Raw genomic sequence first — 24350 nt, 5'->3', positions numbered from 1 at the left:
CTAATGGCCCTCATCACCGAAGAACTACGTCAACGTGCCGCACTTGCACCGGGTGATGAGGATTGGCTCCATCTTCTGGTGGGGGACTGGCAGCTGGTCTCGGATCTCGCATTCGCAGACCTTGTGCTCTGGTTCCCCACCGGGGACGGCTCCTACACGGCCCTGGCACACGTGCGTCCTTCTACCTCGCATACCGCGTTTCATAGCGACTTCGTGGGCGAACGCATCCGCAAGGACCTGCGCATCATGGTTGACCACGCCTGGGAAACCAAAGAAGTGCAACGCTCTGCGGAACAGGCCGGCAAAGACATCATCATGGGCTTGACTACTGTGCAGGCGATTCCGCTGGTGCGCCAGAACCGCCCGGTTGCGGTGATCACCTCCCACTTCGACCCCAACCAGTCCCGCACGCCCAGCAACCTGGAATTGGTCTACCGGCAAAGCGCGGATGACCTGTTGCAGATGGGCACCCAAGGACTGTGGCCTGACTTCGCCAGCCCCACGGGATCGCGCCGAGGAGCGCCACGCGTCGGCGATGGCTTCATCCGTCTCGGTGTTGATGGCGCCGTCGAATTCGCCAGCCCCAACGCTGTTTCAGCTTTCCGCCGTCTAGGCGCAGCCGACGTACTGCAAGGCCAGCCGCTGGCTGACCTGACGATGGCGCTGGTCAGCGACCGACGCGTCGTCGATGAAACTCTTCCACTGGTTCTCCAAGGCAAGATGCCATGGCGTACCGAGGTGGAACACCGCGGAGTCACGCTTTCGCTGCGCGCCATCCCGCTTCGCAACGAATCAAAGCGCTGGGGTGCTCTAGTGCTCTGCCGCGATGTGTCTGAACTGCGCCGCCGCGAAAAGGAACTGGTTACAAAAGACGCGACAATCCGTGAAATCCACCATCGTGTGAAGAACAACTTGCAGACTGTCGCGGCGCTGTTGCGCATGCAATCTCGCCGGATGAGCTCGGAGGACGGCAAGCAGGGGCTTGAGCAGGCCATGCGCCGGGTCTCCACTATCGCTTCGGTCCATGACTTCCTGTCCAAGGGCCTGAACGAAACCGTGAAATTCGATGATCTGATGGATCGCCAGTTCCGATTGATCGTGGAAATTGCTTCTCCGGAACAAAGGGTCTCTACCCGCCGTGAAGGCGATTTTGGCATGCTTGACGCTGATTTGGCAACACCGTTATCGCTGGTGATCAACGAGTTGGTGACCAACGCGGTGGAACATGGACTGGCGCATCGTGATGGCGAGGTTGCCCTGGTCGCAGAACGATACAAGGGTGCCGATAGCAAAGATTGGCTGCGTGTTGTCATTGAGGATGACGGCCATGGCTTGCCGGAGGAACCGCGCCGCGAGGGTCTTGGGCTGCAGATTGTGCGAACCCTGGTGACTAGCGAGCTATCGGGTGAAATCCGTTGGCTGCAGGGCGAGAAAGGCGGCACCAAAGTGGTGATCGACATGCCGCTGGATCTTGACCGGCGTACAGCCTAAAGACCGGATCTAGCCGCAATACGAAGAGGCGAACCAAGCACTCTACGTGTTTGGTCCGCCTCTTCTGTGTCTTTTTAGCGGTAGTTCTTCATGTGAGCCTTGATGCTGGCTACATAATGCTTGGTGTCTTCGTACATGCCGTTGTTGCGAACGCCAGCCAACCCCTGGTAGTAGGATGCGATTGCATCGTCCAGGTTGTCGGTGTTGTCCAAGTTGTAGGCAATAACTGCGACGCCAGCAACGACGTTGTCGCGAGGGTTCAGGACATTCAGGTCCTGGCCAATGACCGATGCGATCCAGTCACCAGTGCTTGGCAGCACCTGCATGGCGCCAACGGCGTTTGCAGGGGATACCGCGCGCATGTTGAAACCAGACTCCTGGTATGCGTGTGCCAATGCCAGTGCAGGGTCAACGCCCATGCTCTGTGCAGTGGAACGGATCAGGGCCTGCATCTCGCCGCGACTCGGCACATCGATCGAGTCAAGGTAATCCTTGTTCGAGTTCGCGTTGCTCACAACGTGGTCTGGATAGGTGCGACCAGCAAAGGTATTGCCGATCTTCTGCTTCTTGACCTCGCCAGACGGCGCAACCGACGAGCCCGATACCTTCAGCTTGGCGCCGATCTTCAGAGGCGAGCTCGCGCTGAACTCCGGGTTCAGATCAAGCAGCGCAGCCAGCTTCATACCGTGGCTGGTCGCGATGCCACTGAGGGTATCGCCGGACTTGACCGTGTAGGTCGAGCTCTTTGCTTTAGGCGCAGCGTTGCTCTTCGGTGTGGAGCTTGACGATGAACCGCCGGATACCTTGATCTTGGCGCCTGGGAAGATCGGCTTGCTGGCTGAAATGTCATTGATCTTCAGCAGATCGGACAGACTCATGCCGTGCTTAGCGGCGATGCCGCTGAGGGTATCGCCGGACTTGACGGTGTAGCTCGAAGAAGCAGACGAGGAGGACTTCTTCTGGGACGACTTCGGAGACGAGCCGGAGGAGGACGAACCCTTGACCTTGATCTTGTCGCCGGGGAAGATCACCTTGCTTGCCGAGATGTCGTTCTTGCTCAGGAGCGACGACAAGCTCATGTTGTGCTTGATGGCGATGCTTCCGAGGGTGTCACCGCTCTTCACGGTGTAAGTCGAAGAACCAGAGGACGAAGACTTCTTCGCATGGGTTGCACCGCTGGAGCTCGAAGCCGAACCCTTGACCTTGATCTTGTCGCCGGGGAAGATCACCTTGCTTGCCGAGATGTCGTTCTTGTCTAGCAGGTCCGACAAGCTCATATTGTGCTTGCTAGCAATGGCGCTGAGCGTATCGCCATTTTTAACCGTGTAGGTGGACGCCGATGACGAAGAGCTTGAAGACTTGCGCTTGGAGCTGCTCTTTGAAGCGTGACCGGAGACCTTGAGCGTCTTGCCGGCAATGATCGAATCGTTCTTGAGGTTATTGAGCTTCTTCAGCTCGGATACCGTGGTGTCGTATTCCCGAGCGATACTCCACAGGGATGCGCCTGCTGGAATCTTGATCTCGGAAACATCTCGTTTCGCTGGCAAGCCCAACGTAGATACGCGCGAAGCGATCAGGTGGGCTTTTATCTGGTCCTCAGCAACCTTGATGGTCTCTGGAGTTACCGCCTTGGCAAAGCTTCCTGAGGTGTTAGGAATAATCGTCGGTGCTGCCTGCGCTGCTGGAGCCAAGGCGAGACTACCGATGACCGCAGCGGGAATGGCCGCGCCTGCTACAACGCCTAACGCATGCTTGGAAGCATGTTTGGATTCGTGGGCCATGAAGTCAATCCTCATTTATACGGTGAAAATAACGGGCTTTGCTCCGCAGGTAACAAAGGGAAATCGTTCCTCATGTTGTCTGTGATGCAATTGTTATCAAAGTGATACAAGAAAATTTACACTACTACTGTGACTGATGGGAACTACTGAGGTGGGTTTCATCCAAATTTCTGCGCGGATCAGGAATTTGTGGGAACCTTGAGAGGTGAAGGAAACCGTAGAACTCGTCGGCCAGTGGCTGACCCTGCCCGATGTGGCTGAAGAATTAGAAGTAGACATTCGCCGTGTGCACCGCCTGCTTGATGAGCGTGCCATTGTTTCGTTGAGAATTGGCGAACGCAATGTCCGTTCGATCCCTGCAGATTTTCTCCAAGACGGCATCGTGGTTGAAAGCCTGAAAGGCACCCTCTCGGTACTGTCGGATTCCGGCTTCTCGGATGAAGAAGCCATTGTATGGCTGTTCACCGAGGACGAGTCGCTGCCTGGCACGCCAATGAATGCTTTGCGTACGGGGCGAAAAACCGAGATCCGCCGCAGGGCGCAGGCACTGGGCTGGTAGGTCCGAAAGAAGTTGCCCCAGCATAAACAAAAGGTCTCAACCATCATCCTGACGGATGCATGGTTGAGACCTTTTGTTTAGTTTTAGTAACGTTTCGCTATTTACTTCTCTTTGTCACGGCGTCGCTAAGCTGTTGCATTCCCGCCAGGGCCAAGGGGGAGACCTGCAATGCTTCGAGCGCGAGATCTGATTGGGTAGTCAATTCGCTAATGCTCTGCTCCGTTGCCGCCAAAGCACCGCTATCACGCAGAATATTGCTGAGCCGTGCAACTTCCTCTTGAGAGAGATCCGCTGCGCCGAGACGCCCCTGAATGAAGTCCTGTTCGTCAGGAGTTGAAAGCAGCAGTGCATGGGCAATCAACTCAGTCCGCTTGCCTTCCAGCAGATCGCCGCCTGTCGGTTTGCCGGTGATTTCTGGATCGCCAAACACGCCCAGGACATCGTCACGCAGCTGAAACGCCTCGCCCAGTGGAAGCGCGAATTCAGAGTAGTGATTCAAAAGCACTTCACTGGCCCCTGCCAACGCGCCGCCAAGTAAGAACGGGTTTTCGGTGGAGTATTTCGCTGACTTGAAGCGCACGATGGTGCGAGCGCGCTTGACCGCTTCCTTCGGATCGTAGGCAGGACCTGCAGACTCTTCGAGAACATCGAGATATTGACCGGCCATCACTTGGGTGCGCATTTGATTGAAGATGGTTCGCGCCCGAGGGGTGAGGGACGTAATGCCCGAGAAAACTTCCTCGCTTAGTGACAGGCATAGGTCACCGGCAAGGATTGCGCTGGCCGTGCCGTAGCTCGAAGCGCTCCCTGACAGTCCAAGCTGCAGGTGCTGGGCCTCGAATCGCTTATGGACGCTCGGCTGGCCGCGTCGGGTATCCGAGTTGTCAATGATGTCATCGTGGATAAGCGCTGCACCCTGGAAGAGCTCCAAGGCGGCCCCGAGGCGAACAATGTCGCGATCTTCAGGTTGTCCGCCGGCGCCAAGGTAGCCCCAGAAGGCGAACAGCGCACGGAGACGCTTGCCGCCACGGGCCAGCGAGGTGATTGCATTGACGATTTCGATGGCGCTGCTGGTGATTTGACCAACTTCATCGCTTTTCGCAGCCAGAAACTCCTCCAGTAGTTGAGCAACATCAGAGGTGTAGCTGCGGCTCAAGCCCTGGGCTTCACTGCTGAGGGCCGGCACGGAATCAGGCATCGACATGCAAAATCATTTCTACGGGTAAGCAACTGGTGGTTAGCAACAACTCTACCGGTGATTCTCGTCTGGCAAAGAAGGCACTGCTGGATTCAGCTCGTGGGCTAAACTCGAATATACATTCGAGCACGCTGATGGTGCGGTCATAAGAAGGGGAGAGGGTTGGAATGACGGAGCGAGCGATCCTGCATGTCGATATGGATGCCTTTTTCGTTTCCGTGGAACTGCGCGACAGCCCTGACCTGGTGGGCAAGCCAATCATTGTGGGGCACCCTTCAGGACGCAGTGTCGTGCTCTCTGCCTCTTATGACTGCCGAGCCCGAGGGATCCATTCGGCGATGCCGATGAGCCAGGCCATCCCGCTGATGCCGGAAGCTACTGTGATCGAGCCAAGCCATCACAAGTACTCGGAAGCCTCAGCGCAGATCATGGCCTACTTCCACACGTTGACTCCCCTCGTTGAGCAAGTCAGTGTTGACGAAGCATTCCTGGACGTTACGGGAAGCATGCGCATGCTTGGCGGTCCGGTGCAAATTGCCCAGAAAATCCGCGAATACATACGCGCGGAAATGGGCCTGACAGCAAGCGTGGGCATCGCAAGGAACAAATTCGTTGCGAAACTGGCCTCGACCTACGCCAAGCCAGACGGATTGGCTGTAATTGCCCCCGAGAGAACCGAGGAATTCCTGCACGAATTGCCGGTGTCAAAAATGTGGGGCGTGGGAAAACGTACCGCCGACCAGCTCCATGCCTTGGGAATTGAGACCGTTGGGCAGCTTGCTACCGAGCCGGAAACGCGATTGATCAGCCGGCTGGGGGAGCATGGCCGGGCCCTGCGCCTGCTCTCTCGGGGGATAGACAACCGTCCGGTGGAAGTTAGCAGGGATGAAAAAAGCATCTCCTCTGAACACGCGTTCGCGGTTGACATCACCGAGCCGCAGGTGCTTGAGGGTGAGCTATTGCGGCTAAGCCATAAGGTCGGTCAGCGACTGCGGCAGCACGGCAAATCAGCCAACGGTGTTGGGATCAAGATCAAGTACAAGGACTTCTCTGGAATTACGCGTTCGAAGGCTCTTGCTGCCGCTACAGATTCATCTACGAAAATTAGCGAGTCCGCTCTGGCACTGTTGCGGAAATTGACCCCGTTGGCCCAACCAGTCCGGTTGATCGGAGTGAGAGCTGAAAGATTGCAAGATTACGAGTTGGGTCTGCAATTCAGCTTGGACCCGCGTGAAGAGAAAGCGCGAGAAGCAGAACGGATCGCTGACCAGATCGGACAGAAATTTCCGCAGTCCATTGTGACCCCGGCTCGTTTTCTGCGACCCAAGGAATAAACGCATTCTGTGTAGAACGTATGGATATCTGGACAGTGGTGAAGATCAACTAGCAGGGCGAGTGCAAAAGAGTCTATCCTTGAAGTAAGTTCAATCGAATCCGGGGAACTTTTCCCATTGGCGCGACGTTGAACTTGGAGACGGTGGACGACCGTCAGGTTTGCCTTTGGAAGGAGAAGACGATGCCGCTATCGGAGCACGAGCAGCGTTTGTTGGAGCAGTTGGAAAAGCAGCTGCATGAAGACCGTCGCTTCGCTTCCAGCATGAAGGGCCCATCGGGCACGGGGCGCCTGTCGACCCGCAATATTGTTTTGGGCATCTTGCTGGTAATCGCCGGCCTTGCGGGGCTCATTTTTGGAATATCCCAGCACATCATCATCGTTGGCGTCCTCGGTTTCGCCGTGATGTTCGCAGGTGTACTGCTCGCCTTGACAAAAACGGCTACCGGAAAAATCGGTCCTTCCAAGGGAGCGGGCGCAAAATCGGCCAGCAAGAATAATTCGCAGTTCCTTTCCGGCCTGGAGGAAAAATGGAACCAGCGGAAACGTGATCAATCCGATAGCTGATCAGCAATAGATATTGAGGTGTGACCCTAAGGGTTGCACCTCTTTTTCGTTTAAGCTGTGCTCCTTGCGCCGCGGCAGCCCCTGTGCGCCAGATGCCGCGATGCGAGAGATTTGGCTTAGTGCCGAGAATGGTTGCCCTGGATACTCGGCATGCCAGCGTCGGGGGAACGCACCAAATTCTAGTGATCTTGAATTCTCTGCAGATTCCAAGGTTCGGTTCCACCTGGTTGGCCGAGCCGGCCTCCACTTTCCACCACAGCGCCTGAAATTAGCTATATTCCGGGGATTCTGCGCGTCAAATTTCTGAATGATGCTCGACCGGGCCGACTGCTGATCCAATTCCCTCCACCTGAGCATAGGCTGAGCACCCGCTAGATTCAGCTGTTTTTTAAGTCCATACCCTCGCGAAACCACTGAAATTGCATTGACAGTGGAGGGTTGTGGAGTAAAGTGGAGGCAAGTAGAGAAGAATGGGGCTTCCGGCCACTTCACGCGAAAGGTGGTGTGCATGTTCTTAGGAACCTACACACCGCGTCTCGATGAAAAAGGCCGGTTGATTCTTCCAGCTAAATATCGGGATGAGCTGTCCTACGGGCTGGTTCTCACCCGTGGCCAAGAGCGTTGCATTTACGTTTTCAGCCAGCGGGAGTTTGAGAAGCAGCACGAGCAACTGGCGCAGGCTTCCTTGACTTCTCGGCGAGCACGCGACTACGCACGTGTGTTTCTCTCAGGGGCCTCGGATGAAGTTCCGGATAAGCAGGGACGCGTAACGATTCCGCAAGTGCTGCGCACTTACGGAGGCCTGGATCGGGAGGTCACAGTTATCGGTGCGGGTAACCGTATTGAAATCTGGGATTCAACTGCATGGCAGCAGTACTTGGACGAACAAGAAGACGTGTTCTCCGATACCGACGAAGACTAGGCCCTCGGGCGCTAGGCCGACAAGACACACCGTTTGTTGGGATGAGATCTCCAGCCACCATGGGGTAGACAATCGTCTGGCTTCACTTCCCCGGAGCCAGAAGATTGGATCGCCACTTGGTTGGAGGGGGATCTGATCTCAACAGCAGATCGAAAGCGAAAGGGGGCGCAGTGCCAAATCAGGATTCCCAACGACCAGCATCCGAACGCCACGTTCCAGTACTTCTGGACCGATGCGTTAATTTGCTAGCTCCAGGTATTGAGCGAGCCAATGCTGAAGGCCGTCGGGCAATTGTGGTTGACTGCACCCTCGGCATGGGCGGGCATTCCGAAGCCATTTTGCGACGGTTCGATAATTTGCACCTGATCGGTCTAGACCGTGACGAGCAGGCGCACGAACTTGCGGGTGCTCGACTCGCTCCGTTCCAAGACCGGATCGACCTCGTGCACGCCGTGTACGACGAAATTGCGGATGTCGTGGAAGACCTTGGATTCCCTGGCGTTGACGGCGTCTTGTTTGACCTCGGCGTATCTTCGCTGCAGCTCGACGAACGCGAACGCGGTTTCGCCTATTCCTATGATGCTCCGCTGGATATGCGCATGGACACTTCGGTCGGTCCAACTGCCGAGGACCTCGTCAACGACTTGGAACGCGACGAACTGCTTCGAATTATCCGGCAGTGGGGCGAAGAGAAGTTTGCCGGCCGCATCTCAACGGCAATCGTCGAGGCGCGTGCCAAGAACCGCATCACCAGCACCGCTGAACTCGTTGACGTGATCCGCAGCGTCGTGCCGGCAGCGGCCGCCCGAAACCATGGCCACCCTGCCAAGCGAACGTTCCAAGCCCTGCGTATTGCGGTGAATGAGGAACTTGACGTCCTGGAACGCGCCATCCCGGCTGCAATGGGGGCCTTGAACGTCGGCGGACGCGTTGTCGTCATGAGTTATCACTCTTTGGAAGACAAGATCACCAAACGGCACTTCGTCCAAGGATCAACCTCGTCGGCTCCTCCGGGGTTCCCGGTGGAACTGGATGAACACAAAGCTGAATACAAGGTGCTCACCAAGGGCACCGAGAAGCCAAGCGATCACGAAATAGCAGAAAATTCACGTGCAGCCTCAGCCCGCCTGCGTGCTGTGGAACGAGTGTTGAAGAGGAGCTAGCATGAGCCAACGAGCCCAGCGCCGCGTGCAGAAGACCGCAGCCGTGAACAGCCAGCCGGTTGTCGACGGTAACACTGCGCGTGTAATGCGACCCGAGCCCGTCCCAGCTAGCAACCTGCCTAAAGGGGATTCGCGCCAGCGCGTAACGCTTTCGCTGGTTCCCAAAATGAACGAGACCAACAAGCGCTCCATGTTCACCATGTCTGCGGTGCTGATCTTCTTGGCCTTCAGCGTGATCGTCACGCTGGTGCTGCTCAATACTTCGGTAGCTCAGCGGCAGTACGACATTGTGAACTTGCGATCGCAGGAACGAGCACTCTCCCAAGAGAATCAGGCGCTGCTGAAGGAAGCACAGTCTTTGGCAGCACCGCAGGCGCTGGCCGCAAAGGCAAAGGACCTCGGCTTGGTTTCGCCAGGCGCTCCAGGGTTGATCAGCCTCTCCGAGGGCAAGGTTACCCAGGACGCTGAGAAGGCCGTCAAGGCCAAGAACAGCAAGCAGGAATACGGAACTATTCCGCTGCCAGGCGACAGCATCCGCAAGGGCGAAAGCAAAACCGATGCCAACGCATCAAACACGCCGAAGACCACTGTGGGTAAAGCCTCAGCAGATTCACAGAAGGAATCAGGAGCGACTGAAGGTTCCAAGGAACCTGAGGTGAAGGCCGAGAAAACCGAACGTGAAATCGACAAGGACGGCCGCCCAGTGTTCCAGGACACTGAGCTAAATGGGGGCACGATCCCTGCACCAAGCATCAAATCCCCAACAGAGTAGCCAGCTCTTTCTAAGCTAGATACAGGTGGCTTTCGCTGCTGGAAAACCGCGCTGAGGGAAAGTTAGGTTCTTTTGTGAGCTCGACCGCAATCGACACTGCAAAAAAGCGAATGCGCTTAGTGCTGATCCTCTCCGTGGTTTTGCTGCTGGTGATCCTCGGGCGGCTTGTCTGGGTTCAGGGCATCAACTCGGCAACCATTGCCAACGCCGCGCAAGAGAATCGCGAACGCGTAGAAACCATTGCGCCCAATCGCGGATCCATTGAAGACCGTAATGGCACCACGCTCGCTGTCTCCGTGGACCGCTACGATCTGGTCATCGACCAGCGCAAGCAGGGCGAGACCATTCGCCGCGCCAAGCGGGACGGCACCAACGGCCAAGAACGCATTACATGGGACCAGGCCATTGATGAACTAGCCGAAACCCTGGACCAGGACCGCGAGGAACTGGCCAAGAAGGTGCGTCCGCAGGGGGATGCCGAGCCGAAAGGCTACGTCGTGCTGGCCAAGAGCGTGACCCCGGAAGTGCGCAACGAAGTCCTTGAAATTGGCATCCCGCGCCTTGCCTCTTTGCTGCGCAGCGAACGCCAATACCCGCAAGGCGTGATCGCCGGACCATTGCTGGGCTTCGTGCGCAACTCCGAAGACCAGACATCCGTGGTTGGTGCCGAAGGCCTGGAATTGAGCCAGGAAGAACACCTCGCCGGTAAGGCAGGCAGCCGCAAATACGAGATCAGCGCCGATGGCGTGCGCATTCCTGTCACCGAGGTCGAAGAAACCCCGGCCGTCGATGGGCAGGATGTCATCCTCACCATCGACTCGGACATCAACTACGTCGCCCAGCGCGCAGCGGAAAAGAAGCAGGCCGAATTCAATGCCGAATGGGTTTCCGTGGTGGTCATGGAAGTCGACACCGGCAAGATTCTGGCCATCGGCGACTCCGCGGAATTGGATCCGAACGATCCAAGCGCCACCAAGCCCGAATTCCGCCGGTCCACCTCCATCACCCGTGCCTTTGAACCGGGTTCCACCGGCAAGGCCCCGATCTTCGCTGCCGCTATCGACCAGGGCGGCGTGGATCCGCTAACCGAGATGCGCGTGCCGCACAAGAAGACGTTCACCAAGGAAACCATCAACGACTCCTTGGAACACCCGACGTACGACATGACCGTTTCGGGCATCTTTGCCCGCTCCTACAACACCGGTACCGTGATGGTCGGCAACACGATGAGCAAGCAGACCCGCTACGACTACATGCGTGCTTTCGGATTGGGTTCGCCCATCCGCGTAGGGCTCAACGGCGCCAGCGCTGGTCAGCTCGCCCATCCCGAGAACTGGGACCGGCGCCAGCAGTACACCACCATGTTCGGCCAGGGCTATTCGCAGACCGTGCTGCACACCGCCTCGATTTTCCAGACCTTGGCCAACGAAGGGGTTCGGCTTTCACCGAGCCTGATTGAGGGCTACCGGAACGAAGATGGTTCGATCACCAAGATTCCGGTGCCTGAAAAGAAGCGCGTGGTCAAGAAGAGCACAGCTGAGGAAATGCTCAAGCTCATGGAATCGGTCGTGGACCACGGCACCGGCTACAAAGAGCGCATTCCCGGGTACCGAGTGGGCGGCAAGACCGGTACCGGCCAGGCGGCAAGCGCCAAGGGCTATGACGGATATACTTATTCCTTTGCGGGTGTTGCCCCGTTAGAGGATCCGCAGTTCGTGGTCGTGGCAACAATGTACCGGCCAAAGGGCAACTGGAAAGACTTCTCGGTAGCGGACACGTTTACCGATGTCATGAGCCATACTCTCAATACATTCAATGTGCCGCCGAGCACGACTAAATCAGAGGCGTACGACGTCTTTGTAGGTGAGGATCAGAAGAAATCTTGGTAGTCCAGAACCCCGACACTCCGCGTGAGCTAGAACGGTACCTACGCCCGGACAGCACCGCCGGCATTGGCTTCGACCAGCTCTGCGGAACAGCAGGTGCCGTGCGAACTGGAGCATTGCTCAACGCCGCTCCGCAAATTCTCGGTGTCAGCCTCAACCCGCAGATCGTCCAGCAAGGAGACGTCTTCCTCGGCATCTCCGGCGCCAAGCGCCACGGAGCCGAATTCGTGGACACCGCAATCGGCAACGGCGCAGTGGCGATGATCACCGATACCGCCGGACTCGAATTCCTCGGCGATGATCTCGCAATCCCGGTGGCTGTCGTGGCCGACGTCCGCAAATCCGCCGCAGTGATCGCGCAGGCCGTCTACGGAACGGACCAGCGCAGTCCGAAGCTGTTCGCCGTGACCGGCACCAACGGCAAGACGACCACCACCTTCATGATCCGCGCAATCCTGGATGCCCTGGGCGAAGAAACCGGCTTGATCGGCACCATCGAGATGTCTGCCCGCGGGCAGATCATCCCCAGCGTGCTGACTACCCCGGAATCCACCCAGCTGCACGGGGTGCTTTCGCGCATGGCCCAGCAGGAAGTGGCTTCGGTGGCCATGGAGGTCTCCAGCCACTCGTTGAGCTACGGACGGGTCGATGCCCTGCGCTTCGCCGTGTCCGGATACACTAACTTGACGCAGGACCACTTGGACCTGCACGGCACGATGGACGAGTACTTCGAAACCAAGGCCGAACTGTTCACCGCCGAACGCTCCGATCGCGCCGTGGTCATGGTCGATGACGAATACGGCCAGCGTCTGGCCGATCGCGCCCTGGTGCCCACCGAAACACTGAGCCTTGATGGCGATCATGCCACGGCGCACTGGCGGGTCACCGAGCTGGAGCACTGCGGCCTGGGCCACAGCTTCACCCTGGTCCACCGCGACGGGCGCCAGCTGCGGACCCGTACGCTGCTGCCAGGCATGTTCAACGTCGCCAACGGCGCCCTAGCGGCCCTGATGGTGCTCGCTGGCGGCGCAGACCTCGACGCCTTGCAGCGTGCCCTCGATTCCAAGGACCCGCTGTCGGTCGCCGTTCCCGGACGCATGCAGGTCGTAGGCGAGTCACCGGTCGCCGTTGTCGACTTTGCCCACAATTCAGATGCCCTGGCCAAGGCCTTGGATTCCATCCGCCCGGGGGAGCAGGGCCGTCGCATCGTTGTCTTCGGCGCCACCGGAGAACGCGATAAGACCAAGCGCCCGGATATGGGAGCGGTAGCGGCCCGTCATGCCGATATCGTGATTGTCACCGACGACGATCCCCATGGCGAAGACCCGGCGCCGATCCGCGACCAGGTCGCCTCCGGCGCACAGCACGTGCTCGAATCCGAGCGTCCGCAGGTGCAGCTGTTCAACATCGCGCCACGCGCCAAAGCCGTAGAGTTCGCTGTGAGTTTGGCCGGTGCCAACGATGCGATTCTGGTGGCCGGGCGCGGACATGAAGTCAGCCAAGACGTCGCGGGAATTGACGTGGAACTGGATGATCGGGTGGAACTGGCGAACGCACTGAATCTTCATGGATTTGTGACCAAATCCTAGAACGTACAAGACCACTATCGCCACCGCTCAAGTGTAAAGTCCTTATTGCCATGATTGAACTGTCTCTGACCGACCTGCTGGACATCACCGGAGGAAAGGCGACTGCCACAGCCGCCTCCGACACGGTGATCACTTCCGTGACCACTGACTCGCGCGAAGTCGTCCCGGGTGCCTTATTTGTTGCCAAGCCCGGAGAATTCTCCGACGGGCACGCCTTTATCGACCGTGCACGCGCCGCCGGCGCCGTGCTGGCCCTAGCCGAACGCGTGACCTATGACGAAGACCGCAGGGAGCACCCGGCGGTCATCGTTGACGATGCGGTGGAAGCGATGGGCAAAATCGCCGCCCGCATCGTTGCGCATCTCAAGGAAAAGAACGACGCCAAGGTCGTGGGAATCACCGGCTCGGCCGGCAAGACCACCACCAAGGACCTGCTCGCAGGCATCTTGTCGCAGGTGGCGCCGACCGTGTCGCCCATTGGCTCCTACAACGGCGAAGTCGGCGTACCGCTGACGGTTTTCAACGCCACCGAAGAGACCAAGTATTTGGTAATCGAGATGGGTGCTACCGGCATCGGCCACCTGACCTACCTCACCGATATGGTGCATCCCCAGGTCGGCGTCGTATTGTGCGTCGGCACCGCGCACGCCGGCGAATTCGGCGGGGTGGAGAACATCGAGAAGGCCAAGGGCGAGCTGGTAGAGGCGCTGGACGCCGACGGCATCGCCATCCTGAATGCCGAAGACCCTCGCGTGGCCCGCATGGACTCGCGTTCCGGGGGAGCAGTGCGCTTCTTCGGCACCGGAAGCAGCAAGCCGGAGAACGCTGGAGTCTGGGCCACCGACGTTGCCGTGAACAAGCACGGGCAGCCAGAACTCACCCTTGAGTTCCCCGGCGGCTTCAGCAAGCGGATCACCTCGGGCCTCTTGGGCCGCCATCATGTCACCAACATCCTCGCCGCAGCCAACGCAGCACTGGCGCTGGATGTTGCCCCGGAGCTGATCTGCGCCGGCCTTGAAGGCCGAGCCGCTGGCAGCCGCTGGCGGATGGAACGCATCGAGCGCCCTGACGGCGTGAGCATCATCAACGACGCCTACAACGCGAACCCCGAATCAATGCGTGCCGCGCTGGTGACCCTGGCCGAATTGGGCCTAGGCGCCGACGGAGCACCAGGCCGGCGCACCTGGGCGGTGTTGGGCGAAATGCTGGAACTGGGAGATGACAGCATCCACCAGCACGACCTGCTGGGCCGCATGGCAGTTCGCATGAACATCAAGAAACTTGTAGTGGTAGGCCGCGGGGCCAAGCCCGCCTACAACTCCGCTGTGCTCGAAGGCAGCTGGGGCGACGAGGCCTTCTACGTGGAAGACGTGGATGAAGCCCGCGCACTGCTGCAGGAACAGCTGCAGCCGGGTGATATCGCGTTGTTCAAATCGTCCAATGGGGCAGGTCTGCGTTTCCTCGGCGACGAGATCGCGGCATTCGCGAAGGAAGGCGATAACGCATGATCGCATTGATCCTGGGGGCAGGCATTGCCCTCGTGCTGACCATGGTGGCCATGCCGCTGTACATCCGCCTGCTCACCAAGAAGCAGTACGGCCAGGTCGTCCGCGATGACGGGCCGAACTCGCACGCCATCAAGTCCGGCACCCCCACCATGGGCGGGGTGGTCTTCGTGCTGGCCGTGTTCGTGGCGTACTTCGCCACCCATGGCATCCTTTCGCTGATGGGGCGCACCTCGTCGGGAATCACCGCCAGCGGCCTGCTGGTGCTGATGCTCTTCGGCGGCATGGGCCTGGTCGGCTTCCTCGATGACTTCATCAAGATCTTCAAGAAGCGGTCATTGGGCCTGCGCGCCTGGCAGAAGATCGTCCTGCAGGCTTTCTTCGGCATCAGCTTCGCCGTGCTGGCCTTGCAGTTCCCGAACGAGCAGGGCCTGACCCCCGGCTCCACCGCGATTTCCTTCCTGCGCGACACCAACATCGACCTGGCATTTGCCGGGCCGCTGCTGGGCATGGTGCTGTTCGTGCTCTGGGCAAACTTCATTGTTACCGGCGCCACCAATGGCGTGAACCTCACCGACGGCCTGGACGGGCTGGCTACCGGTGCCTCGATCATGGTCTTCGGCGCGTACACCCTGATGGGCATCTGGCAGCAGAACCAGGCCTGCAGCAACATCGACTCGCTGGATGTCTGCTACTCGGTGCGCGACCCGCAGGACCTCGCGCTGCTGGGAGCCACGCTCTCCGGTGCGCTGATCGCCTTCCTCTGGTTCAATGCCAAGCCGGCAAAGATCTTCATGGGCGACACCGGCTCGCTGGCCATTGGCGGCGCCGTGGCGGCCTTCGCGATCCTCTCGCGCACCCAGCTGCTGCTGGTGGTCATCGCCGGCCTGTTCGTGATCATCTCCCTGTCGGTCATCATCCAGGTGGGCTACTTCAAGATCTCGGGCGGCAAGCGCGTGTTCAAGATGGCACCGCTGCAGCACCACTTCGAGCTCTCGGGCTGGTCCGAGGAAAACGTCGTTATCCGATTCTGGATCCTTGCCGGCCTGTTCGTCGCCGCGGGCCTGGGTCTCTTCTACTCTGAATGGGTTGTCGCACTGTGAGCGCAAACGCTGGCAAATCACTGGACTCGCTGAACAGCTGGGATGCTGATTGGAAAGGCCTGCGTGTTGTCGTCGCAGGATTGGGGCTCTCCGGATTCTCGGCAGCCGACACCCTCATCGAACTCGGCGCCATCGTCACCGTGATCGATGGCCGTGACGACCAGATGAACCAGCAGCGCGCCGAGACCCTGAAGATCGTCGGCGCCCACGAGGTGCTGCTCGGCACCGCCAACGTCCAGTCCCTGCCGCTGGTCGATGGCCAGCAGGCCCAGCTGGTGATGGTTTCCCCGGGCTGGAACCCCCGCAACCCGGTCATCGCGGAAGCAGAGTCCAAAGGCATCGAGATCTGGAGCGATATCGAGTTGGCATGGCGCGTGCAGAACCGTGCCGGCCACACAGCGCCGCAGTGGCTGGCCATCACCGGCACCAACGGCAAGACCACCACCGTGGGCATGACCGAAGCGATCCTGCGTGCCGAGGGGCTGAAAGCCGTCGCCGTCGGCAATGTCGGCACCCCGATCCTCGATGCGGTGCGCGAACCGGTGGACTACGACGTGTTCGCCGTCGAGCTCTCCAGCTTCCAGCTGCATTACACGCACAGCATCTCGCCGGTCGCCTCGGTGGTCCTGAATCTGGCCGAAGACCACGTGGACTGGCATGGCGGTTTCGAGAACTACAAGGCCGCCAAGGCGAAAATCTACGAACGCACCCAGGTGGCGGCGATCTTCAACGCGGCTGACGAAGTCACCATCACCATGGTGGAAAATGCTGACGTCATCGAAGGCTGCCGTGCCATCGGCTTCACGACAGATACCCCCGCGGTGTCGATGGTGGGCGTTGTCGAGGGCCTGCTGGTGGACCGCGCCTTCATCGAAGAGCGCAAGACCAGTGCGGTGGAACTCATCGCGCTGAAGGACATCGGCGAGATTGTTCCGCGCCATACCGCCGCCAACGCCGCCGCCGCCGCGGCGCTGACCCGCGCCTACGGCGTGAGCCCGGAAGCAGTAGCTGAGGGCTTGAAGAACTTCGACTCCGGAGACCACCGGATCCAGGCCGTGGCCCGCAAGGACGACATCCTGTGGATCAATGACTCCAAGGCCACTAACCCGCACGCGGCCGACGCTTCGCTGGCGGCCTTCACCCGTGTTGTGTGGATCGCCGGCGGAGTGTCCAAGGGCGTGGAATACGGGGAGCTGATCGCCAAGCATGCCCAGCGCCTGGCCAAGGTGCTGCTCATCGGCACCGACACCGCGGGCCTGCGCGAAGCGCTGGCCACTCACGCACCAAAGGTCGAAGTCATCGACATCACCGGCGAGGCACAGGGCAACGACGGATCAGCCCCTAGCGGTGCGCAGGTCATGACCCGTGCGGTGTCCAAGGCCGCCGAAGTTGCCGAGGCAGGGGACACGGTGCTCATGGCACCGGCCGCGGCCTCGATGGACCAATTCAGTTCCTACGCCCAGCGTGGCAACGCATTTATCGCTGCCGTCAGTGATCTGATGGATAAAGCTGGCGAAGAGAAGTAGTCGAGAGCTGACCGAACAAACCAAACCAAGGCAGGAGGCACCGATGGCGATGAAATCGAGCAAGAAGCCAGCGGGATCCAAAGCCAAGATTCCTTGGTACGCGCGATTCGGCAAAATGCTCAGCACCGTGGAGAACTCCAGCCGGCGCATGGCCTCCACCGACTACTGGCTGGTGCTCGTGGGTTCCATCGCGCTGGCAGTCTTCGGCGTGATCATGGTCCAGTCATCGGCATCGGTGGAAGCGATCGCCAAAGGCCGGGACGGCTTCACCGTGGCACTGGCCCAGGGCGGCTTCGCCGCGCTGGGCATTGTCTGCATGCTGATCATGCAGCGCATCAAGCCGGAAGTGCTGAAACGGCTGGCGTGGCCCTCCGTGATCGCGGCGTTCACCCTGCTGTTCCTCGTCGCATTCACGCCACTTGGCCACACGGTACTCGGCAACCGGAACTGGATCCGCATCGGCGGCTTCGGCTTGCAGCCCAGCGAGTTCGCCAAACTCGCCTTGGCAGTATTCGCTGCATTCATGCTGGAAAAGAAGCAGCACATGCTTCACGACATCAAGCACCTGATCGTCCCCGTCGTGGCTCCGGTTGGCGTCCTCATCGTTGGCCTCGTAGTGGTCGGCAAGGATGTGGGTACCGCCCTGGTCCTGTTGATGATCATTGCCGCGGCGATGTTCCTTGGCGGCATCAGGATGAAGTGGCTCGCGGCGTTCTCCGCGGTTGGCGTCGCGGGCTTGTCCATAGCGATCCTGGCTTCGTCCAACCGCCGGCAGCGCATCCTCGCCTGGCTGGATACCGATTGCGGTCCGAGCAATGACCTTTGCTACCAGGCCAGCATGGGCCTGCATGCCTTCGCCTCTGGCGGTTGGTTCGGCGTGGGTGCCGGCCAGTCCCGCATGAAGTGGTCCTATGTCCCCGAAGCGCAGAACGACTTCATCTTCTCCATCCTGGGCGAGGAATTCGGCTTGATCGGCGTGCTCTTCGTCCTGGTCATGTTCATCCTGCTGGCCTTGGCGATGTATCGCATCGCTGCGCGCGCCAACGACCTGTACACCAAGGTGCTCATGGGCTGCTTGATGTCATGGGTAATCGGCCAGACCTTCGTCAACCTGGGTACCGTCACCGGAGTGCTTCCGGTGATCGGTGTTCCGCTGCCCTTCATTTCCTCCGGCGGCTCGGCAATGCTCGCGATCATGCTTGCCATGGGGTTTGTCCTCTCTTCAGCCAGAGCGCAGAAACGTGAATTCGAAGCGAAGCTGGAAGAGAAGCCGGCCAAGAGCAAGAAAACCAAATAGCGGGCCGCAACCGGCCGTTATCAGAAGCAGAGACCATCGCCGGATATGCGGTGGACATTGATCCTGCCCCAGGCAGGTCGAAGGAGTACAGCAACAAATGAGCGAAGCACTTCGCCTAGTGGTCGCCGGCGGCGGAACAGCCGGGCATATCTCGCCCATGCTGGCCATCGCTGATGCCGTGAAGACCGAGCAGCCTGACGCACAGGTCACTGCCCTGGGATCTCCCGGAGGCCTGGAAACGAAGCTGGTGCCCGAAGCCGGCTACCCGTTGGAATTCGTTCCGAAGGCACCGATGCCGCGAAGCATCAACGCCGATCTGCTCAAGTTCCCATTCCGTTTCATCACGGCAGTCAATAACGCCAAGAAGGTTCTGCGCGCCACCAAGGCCGAAGCGGTTCTGGGCGTAGGAGGATACGTCTGCACTCCGGCCTACCTGGCCGCGAAGCAGCTGAAGCTGCCGATCTTCGTGCACGAGGCGAACTCCGTTGCGGGCATGGCCAACAAGCTGGGCGCAAAGAACGCTGCATTTGTCGGAACCACCTTCGCCAACACAGGACTGCCCGGCGAGGTGCAGGTAGGCATGCCGATGCGCTCCAACGTGGCGACCATGGTCAAGGCGGAATTGCGCGAAGCAGCCCGCGAGCACTTCGGTGTCACCGGCGAGAAGCCAGTGCTGCTGGTTACCGGTGGATCTTCCGGAGCGCAGAGCATCAACACAGCCATTGCGCAGTCCCTTGACGAGCTGGACGCAGCTGGCATCCACACCATCCACATCACCGGACGCGACAAGCAGGTTCGCGATGCCGCCGGCGAGCAGCTCGTCCATGAGGGATACACCCAGATCGAATACGTGGATCGCATGGACTACGCGTACGCAGTCGCGGATTTGATGATCTGCCGCTCCGGTGCAGGCACCGTCTGCGAATTGGCCGTCGCCGGTACCGCCTCGGTTTTGGTCCCGCTGCCTATCGGCAATGGCGAGCAGAAGCTCAACGCCCGTGAACTGGTAGCCGCCGGGGGAGCGGTCCTGGTTTCTGACGCTGAATTCACAAAGTCCTATATCACCGAAAATGTCATCAATCTGCTGGCCGATCAGCATAAACTTGAAAAGATGTCTCACGCCGCCGCCTCACTGGGGCAGCGCGACGCCGCGCAGATCATGGCGCGACGGATTATTGAAGAAGTTTCAACCCGCCGCCGTGCGGGTCAGGAAGGCTAGAACCATGGCACTGCGAGCCGACGAACTGAACTCCGATCTGGGCAAGGTGCACCTGATGGGTGTAGGCGGGGTTGGCGTATCAGCGGTTGCACGGCTGATGCTCGACTACGGACTGACCGTCTCCGGAACCGATGCCAAGGATCTGCCGGTGCTCGACGGGCTGCGCGAGCGAGGAGCACGCATCCATGTAGGCTACGATGCCGCGAACCTGGGCGACGCTGACACCGTGGTGATTTCCTCGATCATCAAAGCAGGCAATCCGGAATACGATGAAGCCGTGCGTCGCGGACTGCGCATCCTGCACCGCTCCGAAGGCCTGGAAGCAACGATGCGCGGCCACGAGAAGATCGTGGCCATCGCCGGCACCCACGGCAAGACCACCACCACTTCGCTGACCGCGCACATGCTCAAGACCATCGGCGCACGTCCAAGCTTCGCGGTAGGCGCGAACATTCCAAGCCTGGGCACCAACGCCGAACTCGGTGCCGGATCCTACTTTGTGGCGGAAGCCGACGAATCCGACGCCTCCTTCCTCAACTACCGGCCGGACGTCATCATCGTGACCAACGTAGAGGCCGATCACCTGGACCACTACGGCACTGCTGAAGCGGTGCACCAGGCCTTCGCCGACTTCGCCCGGCTGCTGCCAGCCGACGGCCTGCTGATCTGCTGCGCCGACGATGAAGGAGCCAATGCCTTGGCGCACAAGATGCGCGCAGAGCGCCCGGATATCCGGGTCCAGACCTATGGCTTCAGTGAACATGCCGACCGCAGGCTGTCCGACGCCCGCGCCACCGACGATGGCCGGTTCACCGCGACCATCGAATGGGGCAGCGGACAGAGCCGCATCATGGACCTGGCAGTGCCCGGCCAGCACAATTTGCTCAACGCCGCCGCCGCGCTGTCAGTCGGCATCGACGCAGGCGTGGATGTCGACGAAGCGCTGCAGGCGCTCTCCAGCTTTTCCGGTGCAGCCCGTCGGTTCGAATTCAAGGGAGAGGCTGCTGGTGTCCGGGTCTACGACGACTATGCGCACCACCCCACCGAAGTGCAGGCTGCTTTGACTGCAGGTCGCACCGTGGCAGGCAACGGCCGGCTGCACGTTGTTTTCCAGCCGCACCTGTTCAGCCGCACCCAGGAGTTCTACCGCCAATTTGCGCAGGCCTTGTCCTTGGCTGATTCGGTAGCCGTGCTGGATATCTATCCGGCACGTGAAGAGCCGATCGAAGGGGTAACCAGCGAATTGATTGCCTCGCGCATCGAAGTCCCGTCGCAGGTTCTGGTGCCGGCAGCCGCGGTTGCGCATGCGGTTGAGCAGGCCGAGCCGGGAGATGTCATCATGACCATTGGCGCTGGAGATGTTACCGCGCTGGGCCCAGACATCGTGAAGTCCCTGAGCTGACAACTTCCGTCCAGAGTCCCGGGCCGCAGCGATCGGCCCCATTCCGTCTACCAAGGTGATCCATGGGTGAAGCAGCAAAAGTCGTAGAACTTCCGGAGAACCCGGAGAAGAAGCGGCGCAAGATCCTGATTATTGTCGCGGCCTGCATTGTCGTGCTCAGCCTCGCTGCAGTTCTGATCTTGAGCTTCTCGCCGGTGATCGCTGCCAAGAAGATTGAAGTCACTGGCACCAAGCTGGTGGATTCCAAGAAGTTGGGGGAGTCCCTGGAACCGCTGAAGGGCACCCCGCTGCCGCGGATCTCCGAAGCCAAGGTCCAGGAGCTCATCGGAGACCAGCCCGCCATCAATGAGATCGTAGTCAAGGCGCAGATGCCCAATACCTTGGTGGTGGAGGTGATCGAAGCCGTCCCGGTGGCGATCTTGCTGGAAGGCAAGAAGGAATACCTGGTTTCCGAGACAGGCAAGAAGCTTCGCACCGTCGGCAAGAAGGACAAGGACAAGCTTCCCAAGATTAAGGCCAGTGACGTCACTGCCGATGCTGAGCAGTTCAAGCTGCTGACCGGTATCTTGAGCACGGTTGACAAGAAAGTGCTCGAAGAAGTGTCAACCGCATCGCTGTCCAAGGCCGGCTTTGCCGAATTGGCATTGCCGAAGAACCGCACGTTGATTTGGGGAGACGCGAAGAAGGCGGCCCTGAAAAATGAAGTTGCACTGATTTTCTTGAAAGAGCTCGAGAAAAAGCATGCGGCCAAGACGACAATCGACGTCACCAACCCGGAAAATCCCGTGGTGTATTAAGTCGCGGCGCTCTGGGCGCGGGAAGACCAATAAGCCAAGAAATTCTGGAAAGATAGTCTTGAATAAGCGACACGCCTAGGCGGTCGTTGCAGAAAGACCACTCGACTCATAGCGTTTCTAATAACGACAGCTTGACAGATTCTTAACCTTAAGGCTAAAGGTTAAGGTTTTTGGCTGGAGTCGTGAAATATGTAGCACATCTAACAAGGGAAGCGGGACGTGGCAGCTCCACAGAATTACCTCGCGGTCATTAAAGTCGTCGGAATCGGCGGTGGCGGTGTAAACGCAGTCAATCGAATGATCGAAGTCGGTCTCAAGGGCGTGGAATTCATCGCCATTAACACCGATGCCCAGGCTCTGCTTATGAGTGATGCCGACGTCAAACTGGACGTAGGACGCGAACTGACTCGTGGCCTGGGCGCTGGCGCCAACCCGGATGTGGGACGCCAGGCAGCAGAAGATCACGTAGAAGAAATCGAAGATGTCCTGCGCGGCGCCGACATGGTCTTCGTGACCGCCGGCGAAGGCGGCGGCACCGGTACCGGTGGCGCGCCGGTCGTGGCACGCATCGCCCGCTCGCTTGGTGCGCTGACCATCGGTGTGGTCACCCGTCCATTCACCTTCGAAGGCCGTCGTCGTGCGAACTCCGCCGAGTCGGGAATCGAAGCTCTGCGTGACGAAGTCGATACCCTCATTGTTATCCCTAACGATCGACTGCTCTCCATTTCGGACCGCAACGTATCGGTGCTGGACGCATTCCGCCAGGCAGACCAGGTTCTGCTCTCCGGTGTTCAGGGCATCACCGACTTGATCACCACCTCGGGTCTGATCAACCTCGACTTCGCCGACGTGAAGTCCGTCATGCAGGGCGCCGGCTCGGCATTGATGGGCATCGGTTCGGCGCGGGGCGAAGATCGCGCAGTGAAGGCCGCCGAATTGGCTATCGCTTCGCCATTGCTCGAAGCTTCCATCGATGGCGCCCATGGCGTTCTGCTCTCCATCCAGGGCGGCTCGGATCTGGGCCTGTTCGAAATCAACGAAGCTGCACGTCTGGTGCAGGAAGTTGCCCACCCGGAAGCCAACATCATCTTCGGTGCCGTCATCGACGACGCCCTGGGCGATGAAGCACGCGTCACCGTGATTGCTGCCGGCTTCGACGAGCCAGATGTCACCAGCAAGCCAATGGCCCCGGCCGCAGCAAAGCCAGCTGTGTCCTCGCGCCCGGCCGAACAGGTGCCAGCAAGCATTCCTGAAACCCCGGCACCGGCTCCAACCGAAGCTGCGAAGCCGGCCCAGGCTGCCCAGGAGAAGCCAGCTGCCGCAGAGCAGTCCAGCTCCTTCCAGGACCTTCCAGATGTTGTCGACTCGGACCTGAACGGCTCCAACGACGACCTGGATGTCCCGGACTTCCTGAAGTAAAAACAGCAAGAAGCTGAGCAGTGCTACATTTCGCGTCGAACCTCGATCCGAGTATCCAACTGGCATTCACTTCGCAGGCCGAGGGCAACCTTGCCCTGCACGTGAACGACGATCCCCGCCTCGTGGCGGAGAACCGGGCCAGGCTGGAAGACTTGATCGGGGTTCGACGCTTCTCGCTGAACTTCATGAACCAGGTGCACTCCGCCGATGTCCATGAAGTGCAACCGGTGCAACGCACGTCCTGGCTGGAACCAGCAGCGCCAACTTGCGACGGCTTGCTGGACGCCACGGGTGCCCAACCCCTGGCGGTAATGGTGGCCGATTGCCTTCCGGTTCTGTTCGTTGGCCGGAACTCGCAAAGCGGGCAGACCCTGAGTGCGGCGACCCACGCCGGGCGGCGCGGTCTGCTCGACGGGATTCTGGAAAATACCGTCGAGGCCCTGAGAGCCCATGGTGCCGATGTGATGGAAGCTGTGATTGGCCCTTCGATCTGCGGGCGATGCTATGAAGTTCCCGAAGATATGGCCCAGGAATCCGAGCAGTTGAGACCCGGGATTCGCACCGCGACGCGCTGGGGAACTCCGGGACTGGATCTTCCGGCATCAGCCGAAGATGAGCTGCGCGGACTCGGAGTCGATGTCCGGCAATCCGGAGTCTGCACTTTGGAAGATGAGAACTACTATTCCTACCGACGCTCAAGCCGTTCCGGACGCCTTGCCGGTCTCATCTGGACCGCTGCGTAGGCGTGCGCGACACACCGCCAATAATTGAACGAATGAACGATGCCAGCATTATTTTGTGCGGTAGCGTCGAAGTTAGCG

The 24350-nt window shown here is 59.6% G+C and carries 20 protein-coding genes; 18 read left to right on the top strand and 2 right to left on the bottom strand.

Going from position 1 to position 24350, the window contains the following annotated elements; translation table 11 throughout:
* The first annotated feature begins 3 nt into the window (after positions 1-3).
* Positions 4-1491 carry a sensor histidine kinase gene (locus tag F0M17_RS10480; protein WP_038990534.1) on the top strand — a complete coding sequence of 496 codons (1488 nt, stop codon included), beginning with the start codon at positions 4-6 and terminating at the stop codon, positions 1489-1491.
* Positions 1492-1565: 74 nt separating this feature from the next.
* Here the strand turns inward: F0M17_RS10480 and F0M17_RS10475 are convergent, their stop codons facing one another.
* The gene (locus F0M17_RS10475) at positions 1566-3272 is read right to left on the bottom strand and encodes a LysM peptidoglycan-binding domain-containing protein (protein WP_168201998.1); all 1707 of its coding nucleotides are present in this window, start codon (positions 3270-3272) and stop codon (positions 1566-1568) included.
* A 205-nt stretch (positions 3273-3477) separates the two neighbouring features.
* Between F0M17_RS10475 and F0M17_RS10470 the strand changes: the two genes are divergently transcribed.
* Positions 3478-3831: an Rv2175c family DNA-binding protein gene (locus tag F0M17_RS10470; protein ID WP_038990532.1), complete on the top strand. Its 354-nt coding sequence runs from the start codon at positions 3478-3480 to the stop codon at positions 3829-3831.
* A 97-nt stretch (positions 3832-3928) separates the two neighbouring features.
* Here F0M17_RS10470 and F0M17_RS10465 read toward each other — a convergent pair whose 3' ends face one another.
* Positions 3929-5035, bottom strand: a complete 1107-nt coding sequence (locus tag F0M17_RS10465; RefSeq protein WP_149597080.1) for a polyprenyl synthetase family protein — start codon at positions 5033-5035, stop codon at positions 3929-3931.
* 161 nt (positions 5036-5196) lie between these two features.
* Here F0M17_RS10465 and dinB point away from each other — a divergent pair, with 161 nt between their 5' ends.
* From dinB to F0M17_RS10385, 16 genes are all read left to right on the top strand, one after another.
* Positions 5197-6363 carry a DNA polymerase IV gene (dinB, locus tag F0M17_RS10460; protein WP_149597079.1) on the top strand — a complete coding sequence of 389 codons (1167 nt, stop codon included), beginning with the start codon at positions 5197-5199 and terminating at the stop codon, positions 6361-6363.
* A gap of 182 nt (positions 6364-6545) precedes the next feature.
* Positions 6546-6929 carry a DUF3040 domain-containing protein gene (locus F0M17_RS10455; protein ID WP_038990529.1) on the top strand — a complete coding sequence of 128 codons (384 nt, stop codon included), beginning with the start codon at positions 6546-6548 and terminating at the stop codon, positions 6927-6929.
* Between the two features lie 508 nt (positions 6930-7437).
* On the top strand, positions 7438-7851 hold the full coding sequence (gene mraZ / locus F0M17_RS10450; protein WP_038990697.1) for a division/cell wall cluster transcriptional repressor MraZ: 414 nt from the start codon (positions 7438-7440) through the stop codon (positions 7849-7851).
* A gap of 170 nt (positions 7852-8021) precedes the next feature.
* Positions 8022-9014, top strand: coding sequence for a 16S rRNA (cytosine(1402)-N(4))-methyltransferase RsmH (gene rsmH, locus F0M17_RS10445; protein WP_038990528.1), 993 nt, complete (start codon positions 8022-8024; stop codon positions 9012-9014).
* Between the two features lie 43 nt (positions 9015-9057).
* A complete protein-coding gene (locus tag F0M17_RS10440; RefSeq protein ID WP_168201997.1) occupies positions 9058-9786 on the top strand; it encodes a hypothetical protein in 729 nt (242 codons plus the stop codon).
* 110 nt (positions 9787-9896) lie between these two features.
* Positions 9897-11675 (top strand): penicillin-binding protein 2, encoded by a 1779-nt coding sequence (locus F0M17_RS10435; protein WP_149597078.1) that lies wholly within the window; start codon positions 9897-9899, stop codon positions 11673-11675.
* Positions 11669-13261 carry a UDP-N-acetylmuramoyl-L-alanyl-D-glutamate--2,6-diaminopimelate ligase gene (locus F0M17_RS10430; protein ID WP_149597077.1) on the top strand — a complete coding sequence of 531 codons (1593 nt, stop codon included), beginning with the start codon at positions 11669-11671 and terminating at the stop codon, positions 13259-13261. The genes F0M17_RS10435 and F0M17_RS10430 overlap by 7 nt, the downstream gene beginning before the upstream one ends.
* A 50-nt stretch (positions 13262-13311) precedes the next feature.
* Positions 13312-14769 (top strand): UDP-N-acetylmuramoyl-tripeptide--D-alanyl-D-alanine ligase, encoded by a 1458-nt coding sequence (murF, locus tag F0M17_RS10425; protein ID WP_038990525.1) that lies wholly within the window; start codon positions 13312-13314, stop codon positions 14767-14769.
* Positions 14766-15869 (top strand): phospho-N-acetylmuramoyl-pentapeptide-transferase, encoded by a 1104-nt coding sequence (gene mraY, locus F0M17_RS10420; protein ID WP_038990524.1) that lies wholly within the window; start codon positions 14766-14768, stop codon positions 15867-15869. The genes murF and mraY overlap by 4 nt, the downstream gene beginning before the upstream one ends.
* Complete coding sequence (gene murD, locus F0M17_RS10415; protein WP_141358393.1) at positions 15851-17395, top strand: UDP-N-acetylmuramoyl-L-alanine--D-glutamate ligase; 1545 nt, start codon at positions 15851-15853, stop codon at positions 17393-17395. The genes mraY and murD overlap by 19 nt, the downstream gene beginning before the upstream one ends.
* A 43-nt stretch (positions 17396-17438) precedes the next feature.
* Positions 17439-18692: a putative lipid II flippase FtsW gene (gene ftsW, locus F0M17_RS10410; protein WP_073706014.1), complete on the top strand. Its 1254-nt coding sequence runs from the start codon at positions 17439-17441 to the stop codon at positions 18690-18692.
* A 97-nt stretch (positions 18693-18789) separates the two neighbouring features.
* Positions 18790-19911, top strand: coding sequence for an undecaprenyldiphospho-muramoylpentapeptide beta-N-acetylglucosaminyltransferase (gene murG, locus F0M17_RS10405; protein ID WP_073706015.1), 1122 nt, complete (start codon positions 18790-18792; stop codon positions 19909-19911).
* Positions 19912-19915: 4 nt separating this feature from the next.
* Complete coding sequence (gene murC / locus F0M17_RS10400; RefSeq protein ID WP_038990520.1) at positions 19916-21313, top strand: UDP-N-acetylmuramate--L-alanine ligase; 1398 nt, start codon at positions 19916-19918, stop codon at positions 21311-21313.
* A 62-nt stretch (positions 21314-21375) separates the two neighbouring features.
* Positions 21376-22110, top strand: a complete 735-nt coding sequence (locus F0M17_RS10395) for a cell division protein FtsQ/DivIB (protein ID WP_073706017.1) — start codon at positions 21376-21378, stop codon at positions 22108-22110.
* Between the two features lie 219 nt (positions 22111-22329).
* Entirely contained in the window at positions 22330-23529 is a 1200-nt protein-coding gene (ftsZ, locus tag F0M17_RS10390; RefSeq protein ID WP_073706018.1) for a cell division protein FtsZ, read from the top strand.
* A 20-nt stretch (positions 23530-23549) separates the two neighbouring features.
* Positions 23550-24272, top strand: a complete 723-nt coding sequence (locus tag F0M17_RS10385) for a polyphenol oxidase family protein (RefSeq protein ID WP_121867022.1) — start codon at positions 23550-23552, stop codon at positions 24270-24272.
* Positions 24273-24350 lie beyond the last annotated feature (78 nt).

The organism is Glutamicibacter sp. ZJUTW, from assembly GCF_008370855.1.
Lineage (GTDB): Bacteria > Actinomycetota > Actinomycetes > Actinomycetales > Micrococcaceae > Glutamicibacter > Glutamicibacter nicotianae.
Note: the sequence above shows the minus strand (reverse complement) of the source record. Positions and strands in the feature narration are given on the sequence as shown.

Coding starts and splice junctions, on each gene's coding strand:
- F0M17_RS10480 (WP_038990534.1), top strand. CDS start 4: ATGGCCCTCATCACCGAAGAACTACGTCAACGTGCCGCACTTGCACCG.
- F0M17_RS10475 (WP_168201998.1), bottom strand. CDS start 3,272: ATGGCCCACGAATCCAAACATGCTTCCAAGCATGCGTTAGGCGTTGTA.
- F0M17_RS10465 (WP_149597080.1), bottom strand. CDS start 5,035: ATGTCGATGCCTGATTCCGTGCCGGCCCTCAGCAGTGAAGCCCAGGGC.
- dinB (WP_149597079.1), top strand. CDS start 5,197: ATGACGGAGCGAGCGATCCTGCATGTCGATATGGATGCCTTTTTCGTT.
- F0M17_RS10455 (WP_038990529.1), top strand. CDS start 6,546: ATGCCGCTATCGGAGCACGAGCAGCGTTTGTTGGAGCAGTTGGAAAAG.
- mraZ (WP_038990697.1), top strand. CDS start 7,438: ATGTTCTTAGGAACCTACACACCGCGTCTCGATGAAAAAGGCCGGTTG.
- F0M17_RS10435 (WP_149597078.1), top strand. CDS start 9,897: ATGCGCTTAGTGCTGATCCTCTCCGTGGTTTTGCTGCTGGTGATCCTC.
- murF (WP_038990525.1), top strand. CDS start 13,312: ATGATTGAACTGTCTCTGACCGACCTGCTGGACATCACCGGAGGAAAG.
- mraY (WP_038990524.1), top strand. CDS start 14,766: ATGATCGCATTGATCCTGGGGGCAGGCATTGCCCTCGTGCTGACCATG.
- murD (WP_141358393.1), top strand. CDS start 15,851: ATGGGTTGTCGCACTGTGAGCGCAAACGCTGGCAAATCACTGGACTCG.
- ftsW (WP_073706014.1), top strand. CDS start 17,439: ATGGCGATGAAATCGAGCAAGAAGCCAGCGGGATCCAAAGCCAAGATT.
- murG (WP_073706015.1), top strand. CDS start 18,790: ATGAGCGAAGCACTTCGCCTAGTGGTCGCCGGCGGCGGAACAGCCGGG.
- murC (WP_038990520.1), top strand. CDS start 19,916: ATGGCACTGCGAGCCGACGAACTGAACTCCGATCTGGGCAAGGTGCAC.
- F0M17_RS10395 (WP_073706017.1), top strand. CDS start 21,376: ATGGGTGAAGCAGCAAAAGTCGTAGAACTTCCGGAGAACCCGGAGAAG.